Here is a 17,128-nt window from a genome sequence, read left to right as displayed (position 1 = left end):
CTAATGAACCGTGAGGCTTAACCTTACAACGCCGAAGATGTTTTGGCGGATGAGAGAAGATTTTCAGCTGAGATTCAGAGTCCGAAGGATTTTGCGCAGAGACAAGGCGGCAAATGAGGCGACGGAAGGAGCATACAGAAGTATGTGACTGACGTTCGCGAAAGCAGCCAACGCAGTATCAGTGCAAAAGACACAGGACAGAGTATAAAGAATTTGCCTGGCGGCTTTAGCGCGGTGGTCCCACCTGACCCCATGCCGAACTCAGAAGTGAAACGCCGTAGCGCCGATGGTAGTGTGGGGCTTCCCCATGTGAGAGTAGGACACTGCCAGGCATTAATTACGTGAAGAGGCCATCCGGAAGGATGGCCTTTTTGCGTTTATACTCCAAGCCTTCCCGGTTGAGATACGGTAAACTAGCTCCCGTTTTTGTCTCAGGAAAGCGTCTCATGAACCATTCTTTAAAACCCTGGAATACCTTCGGGATCGATCGCTGCGCGCAAGACATTGTTTGCGTCGAAAATGCTCACCAATTACAACAAACCTGGCGGCAGGCGACCGAAAATCAGCAGCCGGTGCTGATTCTGGGGGAGGGAAGCAATGTGCTTTTCCTGGAAGACTACTCAGGTACCGTTATCGTAAACCGTATTAAAGGTATCACGGTTCAGGAAGACGTCGATGCATGGCATTTGCATGTTGGCGCAGGGGAGAACTGGCATAAACTGGTGCAGTTTACGCTGGAGAAAAACATTCCAGGCCTTGAGAATCTGGCACTAATACCCGGTTGTGCAGGCTCTGCGCCGATACAGAACATTGGCGCCTATGGCGTGGAACTCAAGCAGGTTTGCGAATATGTTGACTGCATTGAGCTGGCCACAGGCAAATCGCTGCGCCTGAGCGCGCAGGAATGCCGGTTCGGCTACCGCGACAGCATCTTCAAACATGAGTATCAGGATCGCTACGCCATTGTTGCGGTTGGCCTGAGGTTAGCGAAAGCCTGGCAACCGGTACTCACCTATGGCGACCTGACACGGCTCGATCCGCAAAGCGTTACCCCTCAGCAGGTATTTGATTCTGTATGTCACATGCGCATGTCAAAACTGCCCGATCCGAAAGTAAACGGAAACGCTGGCAGCTTCTTCAAGAATCCGGTAGTCAGCGCTGAACAAGCCCGGACAGTATTAGATCTTTTCCCAACGGCACCGCATTATCCTCAGGCCGATGGCAGCATGAAGCTGGCTGCGGGCTGGCTGATCGATCAATGTCAGTTAAAAGGTAAGCAGATAGGCGGCGCGGCAGTACACCGTCAGCAGGCTCTGGTGCTGATTAATGAAAACCAGGCCACGAGTGATGATGTCGTCGCGCTGGCGCATTACGTTCGCCAGCAGGTCGGTGAGAAATTCAATGTCTGGCTGGAGCCTGAAGTACGGTTCATTGGCAGTACCGGCGAAGTCGATGCCGTGGAGAAAATTGCGTGAAAGACAATACCATTCCATTGATGCTTATTTCGCTACTTTCTGATGGCGAGTTCCACTCGGGCGAGCAACTGGGCGAACGCCTGGGCATGAGCCGGGCAGCAATTAATAAACATATACAGACGCTGCGCGACTGGGGTGTGGATGTTTTTACCGTGCCCGGAAAAGGGTACAGCTTGCCGGAACCTATACAGCTCCTGAATAAAGAACTGATTCACAGCCAGCTAGAGCAGGGCGATGTGGCCGTACTGCCTGTCATCGACTCGACCAACCAATATCTGCTGGACAGAATGAGCGAGCTGCAATCGGGCGACGCCTGTGTTGCAGAATATCAGCAGGCCGGCCGTGGACGCCGTGGCAGAAAATGGTTCTCACCGTTCGGTGCCAACCTTTATCTGTCGATGTACTGGCGCCTGGAGCAGGGGCCCGCTGCGGCGATTGGCCTGAGCCTGGTGATCGGTATTGTCATGGCTGAAGTGCTGCAAAGTCTGGGCGCTGATAAGGTTCGTGTGAAATGGCCGAACGACCTGTATCTGAACGATCGTAAGCTAGCGGGCATTCTTGTCGAATTGACCGGAAAAACCGGCGATGCGGCGCAGCTTGTCATCGGGGCGGGGATAAACCTCGCTATGCGTCGTGTAGAAACGGATGTGGTAAATCAGGGGTGGATTAATCTGCAGGAAGCCGGAATTACGCTCGATCGTAATATTCTGGCAATCCGTTTAATCAAAGAACTGCGCAGCTCGCTGGAGCTTTTCGAACAGGAAGGATTAGCGCCCTGGCTGCCGCGCTGGGAAAAACTGGATAACTTTATCAATCGCCCCGTTAAATTGATTATCGGCGATAAAGAAATCTACGGTATTTCCCGCGGAATAGACGCCCAGGGTGGGCTTTTGCTTGAACAGGATGGCGTCGTGAAACCCTGGATGGGTGGCGAAATTTCCCTGAGAAGTGCCGAGTAAAATAAAGGGAGCCTTGGCTCCCTTTATTTATTTTCGCAGTCGAACCTGCTCGACGGAATGGTTAGCGCTTTTCGTCAGAATTAAGCTGGCGCGTTCGCGGGTTGGCAGAATGTTCTCTTTTAAATTCAAAAGGTTGATTTCATTCCACAGCGAGGTCGCAATATTTACGGCTTCATCTTTACTTAATTTCGCATAGTTATGGAAATAAGAATCCGGATCCGTAAATGCGCCTTCGCGGAATTTCAAAAAGCGGTTGATATACCAGTTTTTCAGCAGCGCTTCGGGCGCATCCACATAGATTGAAAAATCAACAAAATCAGAAACAAAAACATGATGCGGATCGTGTGGATAATCCATCCCGCTCTGCAGGACATTTAATCCTTCCAGAATAAGAATATCCGGCTGAGCAACCGTTTTATCGCCGTCCGGAATAACGTCATAAATCAGATGGGAGTATACCGGCGCGGTAATGTTTGTCGCGCCGGATTTCAGATCTGACACGAATTTGACTAAACGGTGCATATCGTAAGAAAGCGGGAACCCTTTCTTCTTCATTAACCCGCGTTCTTTCAGTACCGCGTTAGGATGCAGAAAGCCATCCGTGGTAATCAGTTCAACGCGACGGTGCTCGGGCCAGCGGCTCAGCAGCGCCTGCAACACACGCGCTGTAGTGCTTTTCCCAACCGCCACGCTTCCCGCAATGCTAATGATATAAGGAATACGTTGCCCGTTGGTACCCAGGAATTGTTCCAGCACGGCCTGGCGACGCAGGTTAGAGCTGATATAGAAGTTCAGCAGACGCGACAGCGGCAAGTAGATTTCGGCCACTTCTTCCAGGGAGAGATCTTCGTTGATGCCTTTTAACCGTGTAATTTCCCCTTCGGTCAACGTCATAGGAACGGAGTCACGAAGGGCAGCCCACTGGCTACGGTTAAACTGTAAATAGGGTGTCATTAACGCTTGCTCTTTTTTGCTCATAAGCATGTTCTCGTCGCCACACGGTGTACTGTGAAAAAGTGGCGCGTCACATTCAGTTAATCAGGACAATGGGCAGGAGGGTAACACCAGATGGGGGCGAATAATAAGAAAAAATCTATTCAATCGATGCATTAGCAGCGAAGCATCACTTCCGGAGGCTTATATATTCCTGCCCCATAGCGGGCGGCAAAAGGGCTCGGGTGACCGTATAGCAAACTCGTCTGGATCGCTTCCGGGCGAGGCGAGAAATCCGACGTTTTCGCCACTCACCGGGCGGCCTGGCGTCAGGGGCTGAAAATTTGTGCTAGTTGTTATTCTGCGAGGGGCGCAGGAGATAAAGCCGCACTGGCAAAAAGCCGGATTTTTATTCTCTGCTGGCTGAAATTACATCGTTTTTTGCTGTTGGCGCACAAAATGTGAGCGATAGAACGTTTTATGCAAATTTTTAGTTGCATGAGTTCGCAGGTCTCCCTAGAATGCGCGCTACTTGATGCCGACTTAGCTCAGTAGGTAGAGCAACTGACTTGTAATCAGTAGGTCACCAGTTCGATTCCGGTAGTCGGCACCATCAGGTGGGGTTCCCGAGCGGCCAAAGGGAGCAGACTGTAAATCTGCCGTCATCGACTTCGAAGGTTCGAATCCTTCCCCCACCACCACTTTCTGGCAGCGTTTTTCGCCGCCTGAGCTGGTAAAAAAGCTTGTCAGCTCAAACATAAAAGAGAGAAATCTCTTTTTTGTTACAGAAAGAACTGGGTAGCCGAGTTTCAGGATGCGGGCATCGTATAATGGCTATTACCTCAGCCTTCCAAGCTGATGATGCGGGTTCGATTCCCGCTGCCCGCTCCAGACGTGCTGATATGGCTCAGTTGGTAGAGCGCACCCTTGGTAAGGGTGAGGTCCCCAGTTCGACTCTGGGTATCAGCACCACTTCACTTCTCCTCCCTGTTTCTCTCTGTGAACCTGTAAATGTATTCAACGATTCAGGCATATTGCCTGGTTGATGTGGTGATATCACCGATTTATCCGTGTCTTAGAGGGACAATCGATGTCTAAAGAAAAGTTTGAACGTACAAAACCGCACGTTAACGTCGGTACTATCGGCCACGTTGACCATGGTAAAACAACGCTGACCGCTGCCATCACTACCGTACTGGCTAAAACCTACGGCTCAGTCGGTTAGAATACCTGCCTGTCACGCAGGGGGTCGCGGGTTCGAGTCCCGTCCGTTCCGCCACTTATTGAGAGCCCTGAGTGAAAACTCAGGGCTTTTTCATGTCAAAAAATCGTTCAGTAACGCTGATTATTGCGATTTAAGCAAAAATCCTCTGCATTTTGCGATCTGTTTTCCCTCCCATGCTTCGTCCATAATCCTCGCATTAAACACAAACTGTGAAAAAGAGGAATTCTTATGTCTATCCCTGCATTTGGTCTTGGTACGTTCCGTCTGAACGACGATGTGGTTATCGCTTCTGTAAAAAATGCGCTGGAGCTTGGCTATCGCGCAATTGATACCGCGCAGATCTATGGCAACGAAGCCGCTGTTGGTCAGGCTATTGCGGAAAGTGGCGTTAAGCGCGGCGATCTGTTCATCACCACCAAAATCTGGATCGAGAATCTGAGCAAAGACAAGCTGATCCCGAGCCTGAAAGAGAGCCTGCAGAAACTGCGTACCGACTACGTTGATCTGACGCTGATCCACTGGCCGTCCCCGAACGACGAAGTGTCTGTTGAAGAATTCATGCAGGCGCTACTGGAAGCGAAAAAACAGGGTCTGACTCGCGAAATCGGTATCTCTAACTTCACCATCCCGCTGATGGAAAAAGCCATTGCAGCGGTCGGTGCAGAGAACATCGCGACGAACCAGATTGAGCTGTCTCCGTACCTGCAGAACGGTAAAGTGGTTGCCTGGGCGAAAGCGCATGGCATTCATATTACCTCTTATATGACGCTGGCTTACGGTAAGGCACTGAAAGATGAAGTGATTGCGCGTATCGCGGTTAAGCACAATGCGACCCCGGCTCAGGTGATCCTGGCATGGGCGATGGGCGAAGGTTATGCGGTGATCCCGTCTTCTACCAAACGTGAAAACCTGGCGAGCAACCTGCTGGCACGCGATCTGAAACTGGACGCGGAAGATAAGAAAGCGATTGCTGCGCTTGATTGCAACGATCGTCTGGTGAGCCCGGAAGGCCTGGCGCCGAACTGGGATTAATCTCCAGCATAGCGAGTGGCACTGTGCCACTCGCTTTGTTATTTCATGTTTTGCTTAATGTATTCACTCAGAAAATCGATAAACGCCCTGATGCGGGTGCTCACCGCTCTGTCACTGTAATAGACCGCGCTGAACGGCATCTCAACCGGTAAACGTTTATCCGCCAGCAGCTCCACAAACTCTCCCTTCGCAATTTCTTTATCCACCATATAGTCAGAAAGACAGGCAATACCGTTGCCGCTCAGGCAGAGATGTTTTAGCGTTTCACCGCTGTTCGACGAGATCCCGCACTGAATTTCAAAAAGCTGCCCGTCGTTGCGTGAGATGGGCCAGGTATTCAGCGAAACAGGTTCGGTGAAACCAAGGCACAGATGTTCCTCGAGTTCCTCCACGGTTTGCGGCGTGCCATGTTTCTCAAGATAATCCGGCGACGCAATGATCTTCCGATAGCTGTTAAACAGCGGACGTGCGCGCAGGCTGGAGTCAGTCAGCGTCCCGGCGCGGATAGCGACATCCACTTTGCGCTCAATCAGGTTGATAAAGGTTTCGGAGGAGACCAGCGAAAGCGTCATTTCGGGATAACGCTCCCGAAACGGTTTAATCAGCGGCATCAAGAAGTGAAGCACCACCGGCGTGGCGGCATCAACACGCAACAGGCCCCGTGGCGTATTGCGCGTCTCAATCAATTCATTTTCCGCTGCCGCCATTTCCTGTAACACCACCTGCACCCGACGAAAGTAGCGCTCGCCTTCTTCGGTCAGGCTCAGCTGACGGGTAGTTCGATTGAGCAGGCTGACGCCCAGCTTTGACTCGAGCTTTTTGACGGCCCGGCTGACGGCTGAGTTGGCTTGATCGAGCTGTTCTGCCGCCCGGCTAAAGCTTCCGCTTTCGACAACGGCGACAAAAATGGCAATTTCTTCAGAGGTCGCTTTCATTGTTGCTCCATGCGCAAAATTCAATTTTGATTTTGAATGATTTTGTTATTTAAGCATCTCTTCATGCTGTATGCCATCACTTATTGTCGACCGAATTGCGCGCGTAGCAGTAAGTACTTGCTTACAGTAATAGCGCAATGTTTCTGGTAAATAGCGTTGAAAGTATGAACAGAAATCCCTATAACAGAAGAACCCGCGCGATTCTGGGCGGGTTTTTTGTTATTGAGGTCTGAAGCTAAAAGTGCGAAAAAATACCTATGCCATGCGTTATGTCGCCGGACAACCCGCAGAGCGGATCTTGCCGCCAGGGTCGTTTGCGAGCATTGGTAAAGCGTTACCCGCAGGTGCGCCGTTAAGCAGCGAAGAAAAGATCCGGATCCTGGTCTGGAATATCTTTAAACAGCAACGTGCTGAATGGATGTCTGTGCTGAAGAACTTCGGCAAGGATGCGCACCTGGTGTTATTGCAGGAGGCACAAACCACGCCTGAGCTGGTGTCGTTTGCGACCACTAACTATCTTGCGGCGGATCAAGTCCCCGCATTTGTATTACCGCAGCATCCGTCGGGGGTGATGACGCTGTCAGCAGCACATCCCGTGTACTGTTGCCCGCTGCGCGAACGTGAGCCAATTCTGCGCCTGGCAAAGTCGGCGCTGGTGACGGTGTATCCCTTGCCGGACACGCGTCTGTTGATGGTGGTGAATATTCACGCGGTGAATTTTAGCCTGGGGGTGGATGTGTACAGCAAACAATTACTGCCCATTGGCGACCAGATCGCTCACCACAGTGGGCCCGTGATCATGGCGGGCGATTTCAATGCCTGGAGCCGCCCGCGAATGAATGCGCTCTACCGTTTTGCGCGTGAGATGTCGTTACGCGAAGTCCGTTTTACTGACGACAACCGCCGTCGCGCGTTTGGGCGTCCGCTCGATTTCGTTTTCTATCGCGGTCTCGCGGTGCATGAAGCCTCTGTGCTGGTCACCCGCGCGTCCGATCATAACCCGCTACTCGTCGAATTCAGTCCCGGCAAGCCTGATAAATAAAGGTATGTCAGGTCTGCCGTGGGGCAGACCTGATCCCTCAGTGCTGCCCTTTCTTTTCAATCATCAAAGGACAGCACAATGACTACAGGTTCTCATCACGACAACGTCGAAAAACAGTTTGGCTCACAGGCTCAGGCCTATTTAACCAGTGCGGTGCATGCCTCTGGCCGCGATCTCCAGCGTCTGGCTGAGCGGCTCTCTGTGCTCCCTCAGGCGCAACTGCTGGATATGGGATGCGGAGCAGGGCATGCCAGCTTTGTGGCCGCAGGCTGTGTAGCAGGCGTCACTGCGTATGATTTATCCCGCCAGATGCTGGATGTTGTCGAAAACGCGGCGCAGGAAAAAGGATTACGCAACTTGCGTACGCAGCAGGGATATGCGGAGACATTGCCGTTTGCCGATGCCACTTTTGATGTGGTCATCAGCCGTTATTCCGCCCACCACTGGCACGATGTGGGCCAGGCGCTGCGTGAAGTGAAGCGGGTGCTCAGACCCGGCGGCGTGTTTATTATGATGGATGTGATGTCGCCCGGGCACCCTGTCCGCGACATCTGGCTGCAGACCGTTGAAGCGTTGCGTGACACTTCGCATGTGCGAAACTATTCCAGCGGCGAATGGCTGGCGCTGGTCAACGAGGCCGGGCTTATCACGCGTACCTTAACCACAGATAAATTACCGCTCGAATTTTCTTCATGGGTCGCGCGCATGCGGACGCCGCAGGCGCTGTGTGAGGCCATTCGACTGTATCAGGACAGCGCATCGACAGAGGTGAAGGCGTATTTCGCGTTGCAGGATGAGGGCTCGTTTACCAGCGACATCGTGATGCTGGAAGCCTGTAAAGCGGAATAGAAAAAACAAAAGGCACCGGGGAAGCGGTGCCTTTTACAGTTTATGCTGTTATCAGGATTCTGGTGTGGCGCTGTTCTTAACGTACAGCGTCAGCTGATCGCCGGGTTGCAGGCTATCGGTACCGCCATTCCAGCGGACCACGTCACGAATGTTCACACCATGACGTTTCGCGATGCTCGACAGTGAATCACCCTTACGTACGCGATAGGTAATGCTATCGCTGTTGCGGGCGAGACGCTGTGCACTGCTACCAGCACCTACTGTCAGGCTCTGTCCCACTTTCAGGCTTGATCCACGCAGATTGTTCCACTGCTGCAGATCTTTTGCCGATACGCCGAGGCGTGAGGCAATGCCGGAAAGCGTATCGCCTGAGCGAACCTTATAGCTGCGACTAGTCAGCGGTGTGTTGTCTGCAACCAGCGTAGGCTGGACTGCGGCAATCTCGCCTGAAGCCAGAGATTCACGCAGTTGGCTCGCGTGTTTCTTTGGCACCATCACATACTTAGGTCCTGCTGCGCCGAGGGTCGACCCCTTTACGCCAGCGTTAAATGCTTTCAGCTTGGTCACAGAGATACCGGCCATATCCGCTACCTGCTTCAGATCAACCGGGTTATCCAGACGAACGCGTGCGAGTGCACGGCTTTCATCGGCGGTTGGTAACTGAACGCCATAACGTTTGCTGTTCTTGAGGATGTCGCTCAATGCCAGCATTTTTGGCACGTATATCCGGGTCTCCTGAGGGAGTGATGAGAGTGACCAGAAGTCGGTGGGTTTGCCACGCGCTTTGTTCGCTTTCATCGCCTTCATCACACGACCCTCACCGCTATTGTAAGCGGCAACGGTTAACAACCAGTCGCCATCAAACATTTTGTTAAGACGTTGCATCATGTCGAGTGCTGCAGTGGTAGAGGCAACCACATCACGACGCGCGTCATAACTGCGGGTCTGTTTTAATCCATAATTGCGCCCGGTGCTCGGAATGATCTGCCAGATGCCTGCGGCATTGGCGCCAGACGTTGCATGCGGGTCAAAAGCGCTCTCCACTATGGGTAGTAGTACCAGCTCCATGGGCATGTTACGTTTCTTAACTTGCCCTGCTATCCAGTACATATACGGCTCTGCCCGTAAAGTTACATCGTGGAGATAGCTCTTGTTACGTAAATACTTTTGTTTTTGTTCGCGAATCCGGTTGTTTTCCGGAATTCCCATCTTTAGCTCGTCGCCTATGAAAGCCCACAAGTCCTGATTCTGTGCGTAGAATGTTCCATCGTCCATCCATCGCGCCTGACTTATGAACTTTCCTGCTTCCCCTTGACCAGCTGCAGAAAGGCTCTGTGCGTGCTGTTGAACGGTACCGTCGTGCTTAGACGCCTGGCACCCCACCAGCAGGACAGAGGCGAGTAATATCGCTTTTGCCTTCATGTGTGTGTCAATAGTTGCTTAAAAGACGAGCAATCATAACGGCGAAGTTTTTAAAAGGCAACCCGGAATTTTCAGAAGTTGTCTTTCTTTACCCGTAACCAGGCGAATCGCTCTTCAGGTTGTTGCAATTTTGTTTCTTTGGATATTTCATTAATTAAATCAATATCATCCGTACGTAAAAAAATATTTGTTTGCCGTTCATTTTTCAGAATTACGGGCAGTGTTTTTTGATTTTTTGCACGTAACTCCTTAACTTTAAGGTAATAATCATTTATCGCCGGATCATGGGGAAGAATGCTTAAGGCAAACTTCATATTTGTTAAAGTATACTCGTGTGCGCAACAAACGAGCGTATCCGCCGGAAGTGCGTTTATCTTCTGGAACGACTGATACATCTGTGCTGGCGTACCTTCGAAAAGACGACCACATCCGCCTGAGAACAGCGTGTCGCCGCAGAAAAGATAAGGATCGCTGAAGAAACAGATATGTCCTAAAGTGTGACCTGGAGTAGAAATTACCCTAAATTTGCGGCCCAAAATAGCCACCTCATCGCCTTCCTCTACAACTTTCGTTGTACCCTTATCTTGTGTTTCCGCAGGGCCATACACCACTACATCCGGAAAATGCTGGCGAAGTTCTTTCACGCCACCAACGTGGTCATGGTGATGATGCGTCAGAAGAATCGCTTCGGGCTGCCATTGGTTTTCTTTTATCGCGGCGAGTACCGGCGCGGCTTCGCCAGGATCGACGATCAGGCAATGGCCGTTATCGTCACTCAGAACCCAGATGTAATTGTCCTGAAAGGCAGGAATACTGATAAGATTCATAAATTACCTCACAAAGCGTAGCGGAAGGTTGTAATGAAACCGGCAAGGATACCTCAAACAGTAGACGCGCCCATCCACTGGTCAGAAATGCCGTGGGGGGAATACTATCGCGAGGCGCTGGAATATCAGCTTAAACCCTGGCTGGCCAAATTGTACGGATTTCACCTGCTTAAGATTGGCAATCTCAGCGCGGAAATCAACACGGAAGCCTGCGCGATTTCGCATCAGGTCAACGTGTCGTTGCAGGGCGAACCGATGCAGGTTAAAGCCGATCCGCTGTGGCTGCCGTTTGCTGAAAAATCGGTTGATGCCTGTATGCTGGCGCACACCATGCCCTGGTGTCAGGATCCCCATCGTCTGTTACGCGAAGTCGATCGTGTCCTGATCGACGATGGCTGGCTCATTCTGAGCGGCTTTAACCCGGTCAGCCTGATGGGCATGCGTAAACTGGTGCCGGTATTACGCAAAAGCACGCCCTACAACAGCCGAATGTTTACTATGATGCGCCAGCTGGACTGGCTGGCGCTGCTGAATTTTGAAGTACTCCACTACGGCCGTTTTCAGGTTTTGCCCTGGACCCGGCAGGGCGGGAGACTTCTCAGCACCCATATTCCTGCGCTGGGATGCCTGCAACTGATTGTCGCCCGTAAACGCACTATTCCGTTGACCTTAAATCCGATGCGGCAAAGCAAAGCGAAAACGCAGCTGAGACCGGCAGTCGGGGCGACCCGGCAATACCGCAAACCGTATGAATGATTATTCGGGCTGGTAGCCGATATCGTCAAAAGCGGGGTTGCAGGCGGCAGCCCGCGCCAGCTCATCGCAGCGTTCGTTTTCCGGGTGCCCGGCGTGGCCTTTAACCCATTCCCAGCGGATCTGGTGCTGGCTCAAGGCGGCATCCAGGCGCTGCCAGAGATCGACATTCTTGACCGGTTTTTTATCAGCCGTTTTCCAGCCGCGTTTTTTCCAGTTATGGATCCACTGGGTGATCCCCTGGCGAACGTACTGGCTGTCGGTGCTCAGCACGATCTCGCAATGTTCTTTCAGGGCTTCGAGCGCGACAATCGCCGCCATCAGTTCCATGCGGTTATTGGTGGTAAGATGGTAACCAGCGCTAAAGGTTTTTTCGTGCTGGCGATAGCGTAAAATGGCACCATAGCCACCCGGCCCTGGGTTGCCGAGGCAAGAACCATCGGTGAAAATTTCTACCTGTTTAAGCATCTCTGGTAGACTTCCTGTGATTAAAACGACAAGTCTGACATAAATGACCGTGATGAGCACTGCAATTACACGACAGATCGTCCTCGATACTGAAACCACCGGTATGAATCAGATCGGCGCCCACTATGAAGGGCATAAGATCATTGAAATCGGTGCTGTTGAGGTGATCAACCGTCGCCTGACGGGCAACAACTTCCACGTCTACCTGAAGCCGGACCGGCTGGTGGACCCGGAAGCATTTATGGTGCATGGCATCGCCGACGAATTCCTGCTGGACAAGCCCACATTCGCCGACGTCGCCGATGAGTTTATGGAATATATCCGCGGCGCGGAACTCGTCATTCATAACGCCTCGTTTGATATCGGCTTTATGGATTATGAATTCGCGAAACTCAATCGCGGCATTCCTAAAACGGACACTTTCTGTAAAGTCACCGACAGCCTGGCGCTGGCAAGACGCATGTTCCCGGGCAAAAGGAACAGCCTCGATGCGCTTTGCTCTCGCTACGAAATAGACAACACCAAGCGTACGCTGCACGGGGCATTGCTCGATGCCCAGATCCTTGCCGACGTTTATCTGACGATGACCGGCGGGCAAACGTCCATGACGTTCGCTGTTGACGGAGAATCGCAGCAGCAAGCTGGTGAAGTGGGAATTCAGCGCGTTGTCCGTGAAGCCAGTAAACTACGCGTCGTTTTTGCCAGCGATGAGGAGCTGGTGGCGCATGAATCGCGGCTTGATCTGGTACAGAAAAAAGGGGGAAGCTGCCTCTGGCGCGCCTGAATTTGCCGTGAGTCATGCGAAAAATGCCGTGTGGGTGAAATTTGCAGCAAACGATTCAAAATGCCAGAAAAAGCGTTGACGGAGGTGAGGGGAATCCGTAATATGCGCCTCGTTCCCAACGGAACAACAACGCGGAGCGGTAGTTCAGTCGGTTAGAATACCTGCCTGTCACGCAGGGGGTCGCGGGTTCGAGTCCCGTCCGTTCCGCCACTATTCAGAAGGCCTGAATCAGCAATGATTCAGGCCTTCGTCGTTTTAGCTCCCCAGCGTAAACGGATCCGCATCCTGCCAGGCCGGAAACTTCGTTCTGTATTCCTGTAACAACTCCAGCGACAAATCCGCGTCAATGCGCGTCGCCTGATGTGCTTCGGCAGAAGCGAGAATTTCACCCTGCGGGCTGATGATTCGGCTGTCGCCACGGTAATGATGCCCGTTGCCGTCAGTACCGACACGGTTGCAGCCTGCCACATACGCCTGATTTTCTATCGCCCGGGCGATGAGTAGCGACTGCCAGTGCAGCGAACGCGGCGCCGGCCAGTTCGCCACATACAGCGCCAGATCGTAATCATCACGATTGCGGGACCACACCGGAAAGCGCAGGTCATAACACACCAGCGGCAAAATGCGCCAGCCGCGCCATTCAAACACCACGCGTTCGTTTCCTGCCTCGTAATAATGATGCTCATCCGCCATACGAAACAGGTGGCGTTTATCATAAAAATGCACGTTGCCATCCGGCTCGACCAGCAGGAAGCGGTTCACCGCGCCGCGATCCGTCTGGAGTGCCGCGCTCCCGGCCACCAGCGCCTGCGTTTGCTGCGCTTTGGCATGCATCCACGCGACTACTTCGTCCTGAGGCAGCGACTGTTGCGCCGCTTCCATGGCAAACCCCGTGGTAAACATTTCCGGCAGGACGATCAGATCCCGTCCGACAAGCCCTTCCAGTTGGAGATCAAAGTGGCGCAGGTTTGCAGGGCCGTCCATCCAGACCAATGGCTGCTGCATTAACGTAATTTTCAAGCCAGACACTGTCGTGACCTCCTGAATTGAAGATGCGTGATCGTCACTGTATCACCATATTTGCTTTGTGTGTGTAGCCGAAATTTATCGTAAAAAAAACGGAGCTCACAGGCTCCGTTTTTGACTTTGTAGAATAATCAGGCCGCTTCAGTCTTGCGTAACGGCGCTACCGGCTTTACCGGCTGTGTCGCCAGCGCGTCAGGCTCAAAGTCGTCCACATTAATACTGCGCAGACGGCTGACTTCCGCTTTGGTGAGGATCTCCGCTTCATCCTGATTAATTAAGCCCTTCGCCAGCGCGTTTCTGGCCAGTTCATCCAGACGGGTAAACGGCAGGTTTTTCCCGATCTCTTTACAGATGCGCTGGTGAATCGGATCGGCGGCCATCACGTCAAGCAGCGCCTGTTCCAGCAGACCCACCGGGTTATGTTCGCTCGGGGTCAGGTACTGACCGCGACCAATGCGGGAGCGGGTCGCGCTCGGCAGTTGCAGGATTTTCGCCACTTTATGATCCAGCGCGTCGGACGGCGCCGTGTAATGACGACCGGTCGGGAAGATCACAAAGCTCAACGCACCGGCGACAAAACGGTTCGGGAAATTGCGCAACAGGTCGTCAATTGCCTGCTCCGCCTGATGCAGCGCATCCTGAACGCCCCAGTGTACCAGCGGCAGATCGGCTGCGTTGCGGCCTTCATCGTCATAGCGTTTCAGTACCGCGGAGGCCAGATAGAGCTGGCTCAGCACGTCGCCCAGACGGGCAGAGATCCGCTCACGACGTTTCAGGCTGCCGCCCAGTACCGCCATAGAAACATCGGACAACAGCGCCAGGTTGGCACTCAAACGGTTCAGGTGCTGATAGTAGCGTTTGGTGGCATCGCTCGTCGGCGTGCTGCTGGTCAGGCCGCGGGTCAGGCCCAGCCAGAAGCTGCGCACTTTATTGCTACCGACATGACCGATGTGTTTGAACAGCAGTTTATCGAAAGCATCCACGTCGTTTGTCTGTGCAGCCGCCATTTCATCCAGTACGTACGGATGGCAGCGGATCGCCCCCTGACCAAAGATCATCATGCTACGGGTGAGGATGTTTGCCCCTTCAACGGTAATGGCGATCGGCGCACCCTGATAATGGCGGGCAAGGAAGTTGCCTTCGCCGAGCATGATGCCTTTACCGCCGGTAATATCCATCGCATCAATGATGGATTGCTGACCACGATGGGTACAGTGATATTTCACAATCGCAGACAGCACCGCCGGTTTTTCACCGAGCATAATGCCGTAGGTGATCAGCGACGCAGCCGCGTCCATCACGTAAGCGTTCCCGGCAATACGCGCCAGCGGCTCTTCAATCCCTTCCATTTTACCGATAGCGATTTTGAACTGGCGACGAATATGGGCATACGCCCCGGTTGCCATCGCAACTGATTTCAGACCGCCAGTGGCGTTCGACGGCAGGGTGATGCCACGGCCAACAGATAAACACTCAACCAGCATTCTCCAGCCCTGGCCGGCCATTTTCGGGCCGCCAATGATGTAATCGATCGGCACGAAGATGTCTTTCCCGTGGGTCGGACCGTTCTGGAATGGCACATTAAGCGGGAAGTGACGACGGCCAATTTCCACGCCCGGTGTGCTGGTGGGGATCAGCGCACAGGTAATGCCCAGCTCTTCTTCGCCGCCCAGCAGTTTATCCGGATCGGAGAGTTTAAAGGCCAGACCGAGCACGGTCGCGATAGGTGCCAGCGTAATATAGCGTTTGTTCCAGGTGAGGCGCATGCCGAGCACCTGTTCGCCCTGCCAGTCGCCCATGCAGACCACGCCGGTATCCGGGATCGCGCCTGCATCAGAACCCGCTTCCGGGCTGGTCAGCGCAAAGCAGGGGATCTCCTGTCCACGCGCCAGACGCGGCAGATAATGATTTTTCTGTTCGTCAGTACCGTAATGCTGCAGCAGTTCGCCCGGGCCTAAGGAGTTAGGCACGCCAACGGTGATCGCCAGGATCCCGGAAACACCGGACAGTTTCTGCAACACGCGGGACTGCGCGTAGGCAGAGAATTCCAGACCGCCGTACTCTTTTTTGATGATCATCGCAAAGAAGCGGTGCTCTTTCAGAAACGCCCACAGTTCCGGCGGCAGATCGGCCATTTCATGGGTGATCTGGAAGTCGTTCGCCATGCGGCAGGCTTCTTCAACCGGGCCGTCAATGAACGCCTGCTCTTCTTCCGTCAGACGCGGCTGCGGATAGTTATGCAGTTTTTTCCAGTCAGGGTTGCCGCGGAACAGATCGCCTTCCCACCAGGTCGTACCGGCGTCAATCGCCTCTTTTTCCGTCCGCGACATCGGCGGCATCACTTTGCGGAAGGTGCGGAACACCGGCGCGGAAATCATCGATTTACGCATCGCGGGCACGTTAAACGGCAGCAGAATAATGGCCAGCGGCACCAGCAGCCAGATATTCCACAGCCCGGCAAGGCTCAGCGCCGCAGTCCAGGCCAGCAATACCACGCTGCTCAGCAGCAGGTTTACCCGGTGGTAGAAGAGCGCGCCGAGTAACACGAGGGTTGCAACAATACTCAAAATCATCATAACGAAAAGCTCCCTTGCTTGTAGGAGGTCTGACCACTTGTGATGTTATCGTTTTAGTGGATGCGATTTGTTTTAGCAATGTGTTTACAAAATAATTACAACCTGGCTCACATTGTCATCGCGCATTGCGGCACGGAAAATCAAAAGCAGCGGTTTTAACGCTGGCTTTAGCTTCTCGCTACTGGCGCTATCCGGTACACTGCAACGTGTCTTATCAATCAATGCTGAAGGATTATCCTCATGTACCAGGATCTTATTCGTAACGAACTGAACGAAGCAGCAGACACTCTGGCTAACTTCTTGAAAGATGAAGCTAATATCCACGCAATCCAGCGTGCTGCCGTTCTGCTGGCGGACAGCTTCAAAGCCGGTGGCAAAGTGCTCTCCTGCGGTAACGGTGGTTCACACTGCGATGCAATGCATTTCGCGGAAGAGCTGACCGGTCGGTATCGTGAAAACCGTCCAGGCTATCCTGGGATCGCGATTTCTGACGTCAGCCACCTTTCCTGCGTCAGCAACGATTTCGGCTACGACTATGTCTTTTCCCGTTATGTTGAAGCAGTCGGTCGTGAAGGCGACGTGCTGCTGGGGATCTCCACTTCAGGTAATTCCGGCAACGTGATCAAAGCCATTGAGGCGGCGCGCGCGAAGGGCATGAAAGTGATCACCCTCACCGGCAAAGACGGCGGCAAAATGGCCGGTAATGCGGATGTTGAAATTCGTGTGCCACATTTTGGCTATGCAGATCGTATTCAGGAGATCCATATTAAGGTGATCCACATCCTGATTATGCTGATCGAAAAAGAGATGGTGAAAGCGTAA

The 17,128-nt window shown here is 52.9% G+C and carries 15 protein-coding genes, 5 tRNA genes, 1 rRNA gene and 1 pseudogene; 15 read left to right on the top strand and 7 right to left on the bottom strand.

Annotated elements, in window-relative coordinates; translation table 11 throughout:
- Positions 1-216 precede the first annotated feature (216 nt).
- The 3 genes from rrf (at position 217) to birA (ending at position 2,434) form a co-directional block, all read left to right on the top strand.
- Positions 217-332 (top strand): 5S ribosomal RNA (gene rrf, locus GM30_RS04985).
- A 114-nt stretch (positions 333-446) separates the two neighbouring features.
- Positions 447-1,475, top strand: coding sequence for a UDP-N-acetylmuramate dehydrogenase (murB, locus tag GM30_RS04980; RefSeq protein ID WP_049847728.1), 1,029 nt, complete (start codon positions 447-449; stop codon positions 1,473-1,475).
- Positions 1,472-2,434 carry a bifunctional biotin--[acetyl-CoA-carboxylase] ligase/biotin operon repressor BirA gene (birA, locus tag GM30_RS04975; protein ID WP_049847727.1) on the top strand — a complete coding sequence of 321 codons (963 nt, stop codon included), beginning with the start codon at positions 1,472-1,474 and terminating at the stop codon, positions 2,432-2,434. The genes murB and birA overlap by 4 nt, the downstream gene beginning before the upstream one ends.
- A 27-nt stretch (positions 2,435-2,461) precedes the next feature.
- Here the strand turns inward: birA and coaA are convergent, their stop codons facing one another.
- Positions 2,462-3,412 (bottom strand): type I pantothenate kinase, encoded by a 951-nt coding sequence (gene coaA / locus GM30_RS04970; RefSeq protein WP_049847733.1) that lies wholly within the window; start codon positions 3,410-3,412, stop codon positions 2,462-2,464.
- 492 nt (positions 3,413-3,904) lie between these two features.
- Between coaA and GM30_RS04965 the strand changes: the two genes are divergently transcribed.
- From GM30_RS04965 to dkgB, 6 genes and pseudogenes are all read left to right on the top strand, one after another.
- Positions 3,905-3,980, top strand: a tRNA-Thr gene (locus tag GM30_RS04965).
- A 3-nt stretch (positions 3,981-3,983) separates the two neighbouring features.
- A tRNA-Tyr gene (locus GM30_RS04960) sits at positions 3,984-4,068 on the top strand.
- A gap of 115 nt (positions 4,069-4,183) precedes the next feature.
- Positions 4,184-4,258: transfer RNA gene (locus GM30_RS04955), tRNA-Gly, on the top strand.
- Positions 4,259-4,263: 5 nt separating this feature from the next.
- A tRNA-Thr gene (locus tag GM30_RS04950) sits at positions 4,264-4,339 on the top strand.
- A gap of 118 nt (positions 4,340-4,457) precedes the next feature.
- A pseudogene (locus tag GM30_RS23770) lies at positions 4,458-4,580 on the top strand (GTP-binding protein); the annotation flags it as partial.
- A gap of 240 nt (positions 4,581-4,820) precedes the next feature.
- Positions 4,821-5,624, top strand: coding sequence for a 2,5-didehydrogluconate reductase DkgB (gene dkgB, locus GM30_RS04940; RefSeq protein WP_049847726.1), 804 nt, complete (start codon positions 4,821-4,823; stop codon positions 5,622-5,624).
- 38 nt (positions 5,625-5,662) lie between these two features.
- On the opposite strand, the gene yafC is transcribed toward dkgB, so the two are convergent.
- A complete protein-coding gene (gene yafC / locus GM30_RS04935; protein ID WP_049847725.1) occupies positions 5,663-6,559 on the bottom strand; it encodes a DNA-binding transcriptional regulator YafC in 897 nt (298 codons plus the stop codon).
- A 241-nt stretch (positions 6,560-6,800) separates the two neighbouring features.
- Between yafC and GM30_RS04930 the strand changes: the two genes are divergently transcribed.
- Positions 6,801-7,601, top strand: coding sequence for an endonuclease/exonuclease/phosphatase family protein (locus GM30_RS04930; protein WP_049847724.1), 801 nt, complete (start codon positions 6,801-6,803; stop codon positions 7,599-7,601).
- Between the two features lie 78 nt (positions 7,602-7,679).
- Complete coding sequence (locus GM30_RS04925) at positions 7,680-8,450, top strand: class I SAM-dependent methyltransferase (protein ID WP_049847723.1); 771 nt, start codon at positions 7,680-7,682, stop codon at positions 8,448-8,450.
- Between the two features lie 51 nt (positions 8,451-8,501).
- Here GM30_RS04925 and mltD read toward each other — a convergent pair whose 3' ends face one another.
- Positions 8,502-9,872 (bottom strand): murein transglycosylase D, encoded by a 1,371-nt coding sequence (gene mltD / locus GM30_RS04920; RefSeq protein WP_049847722.1) that lies wholly within the window; start codon positions 9,870-9,872, stop codon positions 8,502-8,504.
- A 71-nt stretch (positions 9,873-9,943) separates the two neighbouring features.
- Positions 9,944-10,699 carry a hydroxyacylglutathione hydrolase gene (gloB, locus tag GM30_RS04915; RefSeq protein WP_049847721.1) on the bottom strand — a complete coding sequence of 252 codons (756 nt, stop codon included), beginning with the start codon at positions 10,697-10,699 and terminating at the stop codon, positions 9,944-9,946.
- A gap of 33 nt (positions 10,700-10,732) precedes the next feature.
- On the opposite strand from gloB, the gene GM30_RS04910 reads away from it, so the two are divergent.
- On the top strand, positions 10,733-11,455 hold the full coding sequence (locus GM30_RS04910) for a class I SAM-dependent methyltransferase (protein ID WP_049847720.1): 723 nt from the start codon (positions 10,733-10,735) through the stop codon (positions 11,453-11,455).
- Here the strand turns inward: GM30_RS04910 and rnhA are convergent, their stop codons facing one another.
- Entirely contained in the window at positions 11,456-11,920 is a 465-nt protein-coding gene (gene rnhA, locus GM30_RS04905) for a ribonuclease HI (RefSeq protein WP_049847719.1), read from the bottom strand.
- 52 nt (positions 11,921-11,972) lie between these two features.
- Between rnhA and dnaQ the strand changes: the two genes are divergently transcribed.
- Both dnaQ and GM30_RS04895 read left to right on the top strand, forming a co-directional pair.
- Complete coding sequence (gene dnaQ, locus GM30_RS04900) at positions 11,973-12,704, top strand: DNA polymerase III subunit epsilon (protein WP_202864731.1); 732 nt, start codon at positions 11,973-11,975, stop codon at positions 12,702-12,704.
- A gap of 133 nt (positions 12,705-12,837) precedes the next feature.
- Positions 12,838-12,914 (top strand) — tRNA-Asp (locus GM30_RS04895).
- A 45-nt stretch (positions 12,915-12,959) separates the two neighbouring features.
- Here GM30_RS04895 and GM30_RS04890 read toward each other — a convergent pair.
- Complete coding sequence (locus GM30_RS04890; protein ID WP_049847717.1) at positions 12,960-13,733, bottom strand: amidohydrolase; 774 nt, start codon at positions 13,731-13,733, stop codon at positions 12,960-12,962.
- 128 nt (positions 13,734-13,861) lie between these two features.
- Positions 13,862-16,306: an acyl-CoA dehydrogenase FadE gene (gene fadE / locus GM30_RS04885; RefSeq protein WP_049847716.1), complete on the bottom strand. Its 2,445-nt coding sequence runs from the start codon at positions 16,304-16,306 to the stop codon at positions 13,862-13,864.
- 240 nt (positions 16,307-16,546) lie between these two features.
- Here fadE and lpcA point away from each other — a divergent pair, with 240 nt between their 5' ends.
- Positions 16,547-17,128, top strand: coding sequence for a D-sedoheptulose 7-phosphate isomerase (gene lpcA / locus GM30_RS04880; protein WP_049847715.1), 582 nt, complete (start codon positions 16,547-16,549; stop codon positions 17,126-17,128).

This window comes from Trabulsiella odontotermitis (genome assembly GCF_001188485.1).
In the GTDB taxonomy this organism is placed as follows: Bacteria; Pseudomonadota; Gammaproteobacteria; order Enterobacterales; family Enterobacteriaceae; genus Trabulsiella; species Trabulsiella odontotermitis_A.
The sequence above is the reverse complement of the archived record's forward strand: the minus strand, read 5'-3'. Positions and strand labels throughout refer to the sequence as shown.

Bases quoted from the DNA above. Each gene is read 5' to 3' on its own strand.
- murB (WP_049847728.1), top strand. From the start codon at position 447: ATGAACCATTCTTTAAAACCCTGGAATACCTTCGGGATCGATCGCTGC.
- coaA (WP_049847733.1), bottom strand. From the start codon at position 3,412: ATGAGCAAAAAAGAGCAAGCGTTAATGACACCCTATTTACAGTTTAAC.
- dkgB (WP_049847726.1), top strand. From the start codon at position 4,821: ATGTCTATCCCTGCATTTGGTCTTGGTACGTTCCGTCTGAACGACGAT.
- yafC (WP_049847725.1), bottom strand. From the start codon at position 6,559: ATGAAAGCGACCTCTGAAGAAATTGCCATTTTTGTCGCCGTTGTCGAA.
- GM30_RS04925 (WP_049847723.1), top strand. From the start codon at position 7,680: ATGACTACAGGTTCTCATCACGACAACGTCGAAAAACAGTTTGGCTCA.
- mltD (WP_049847722.1), bottom strand. From the start codon at position 9,872: ATGAAGGCAAAAGCGATATTACTCGCCTCTGTCCTGCTGGTGGGGTGC.
- gloB (WP_049847721.1), bottom strand. From the start codon at position 10,699: ATGAATCTTATCAGTATTCCTGCCTTTCAGGACAATTACATCTGGGTT.
- GM30_RS04910 (WP_049847720.1), top strand. From the start codon at position 10,733: ATGAAACCGGCAAGGATACCTCAAACAGTAGACGCGCCCATCCACTGG.
- rnhA (WP_049847719.1), bottom strand. From the start codon at position 11,920: ATGCTTAAACAGGTAGAAATTTTCACCGATGGTTCTTGCCTCGGCAAC.
- dnaQ (WP_202864731.1), top strand. From the start codon at position 11,973: ATGAGCACTGCAATTACACGACAGATCGTCCTCGATACTGAAACCACC.
- fadE (WP_049847716.1), bottom strand. From the start codon at position 16,306: ATGATGATTTTGAGTATTGTTGCAACCCTCGTGTTACTCGGCGCGCTC.
- lpcA (WP_049847715.1), top strand. From the start codon at position 16,547: ATGTACCAGGATCTTATTCGTAACGAACTGAACGAAGCAGCAGACACT.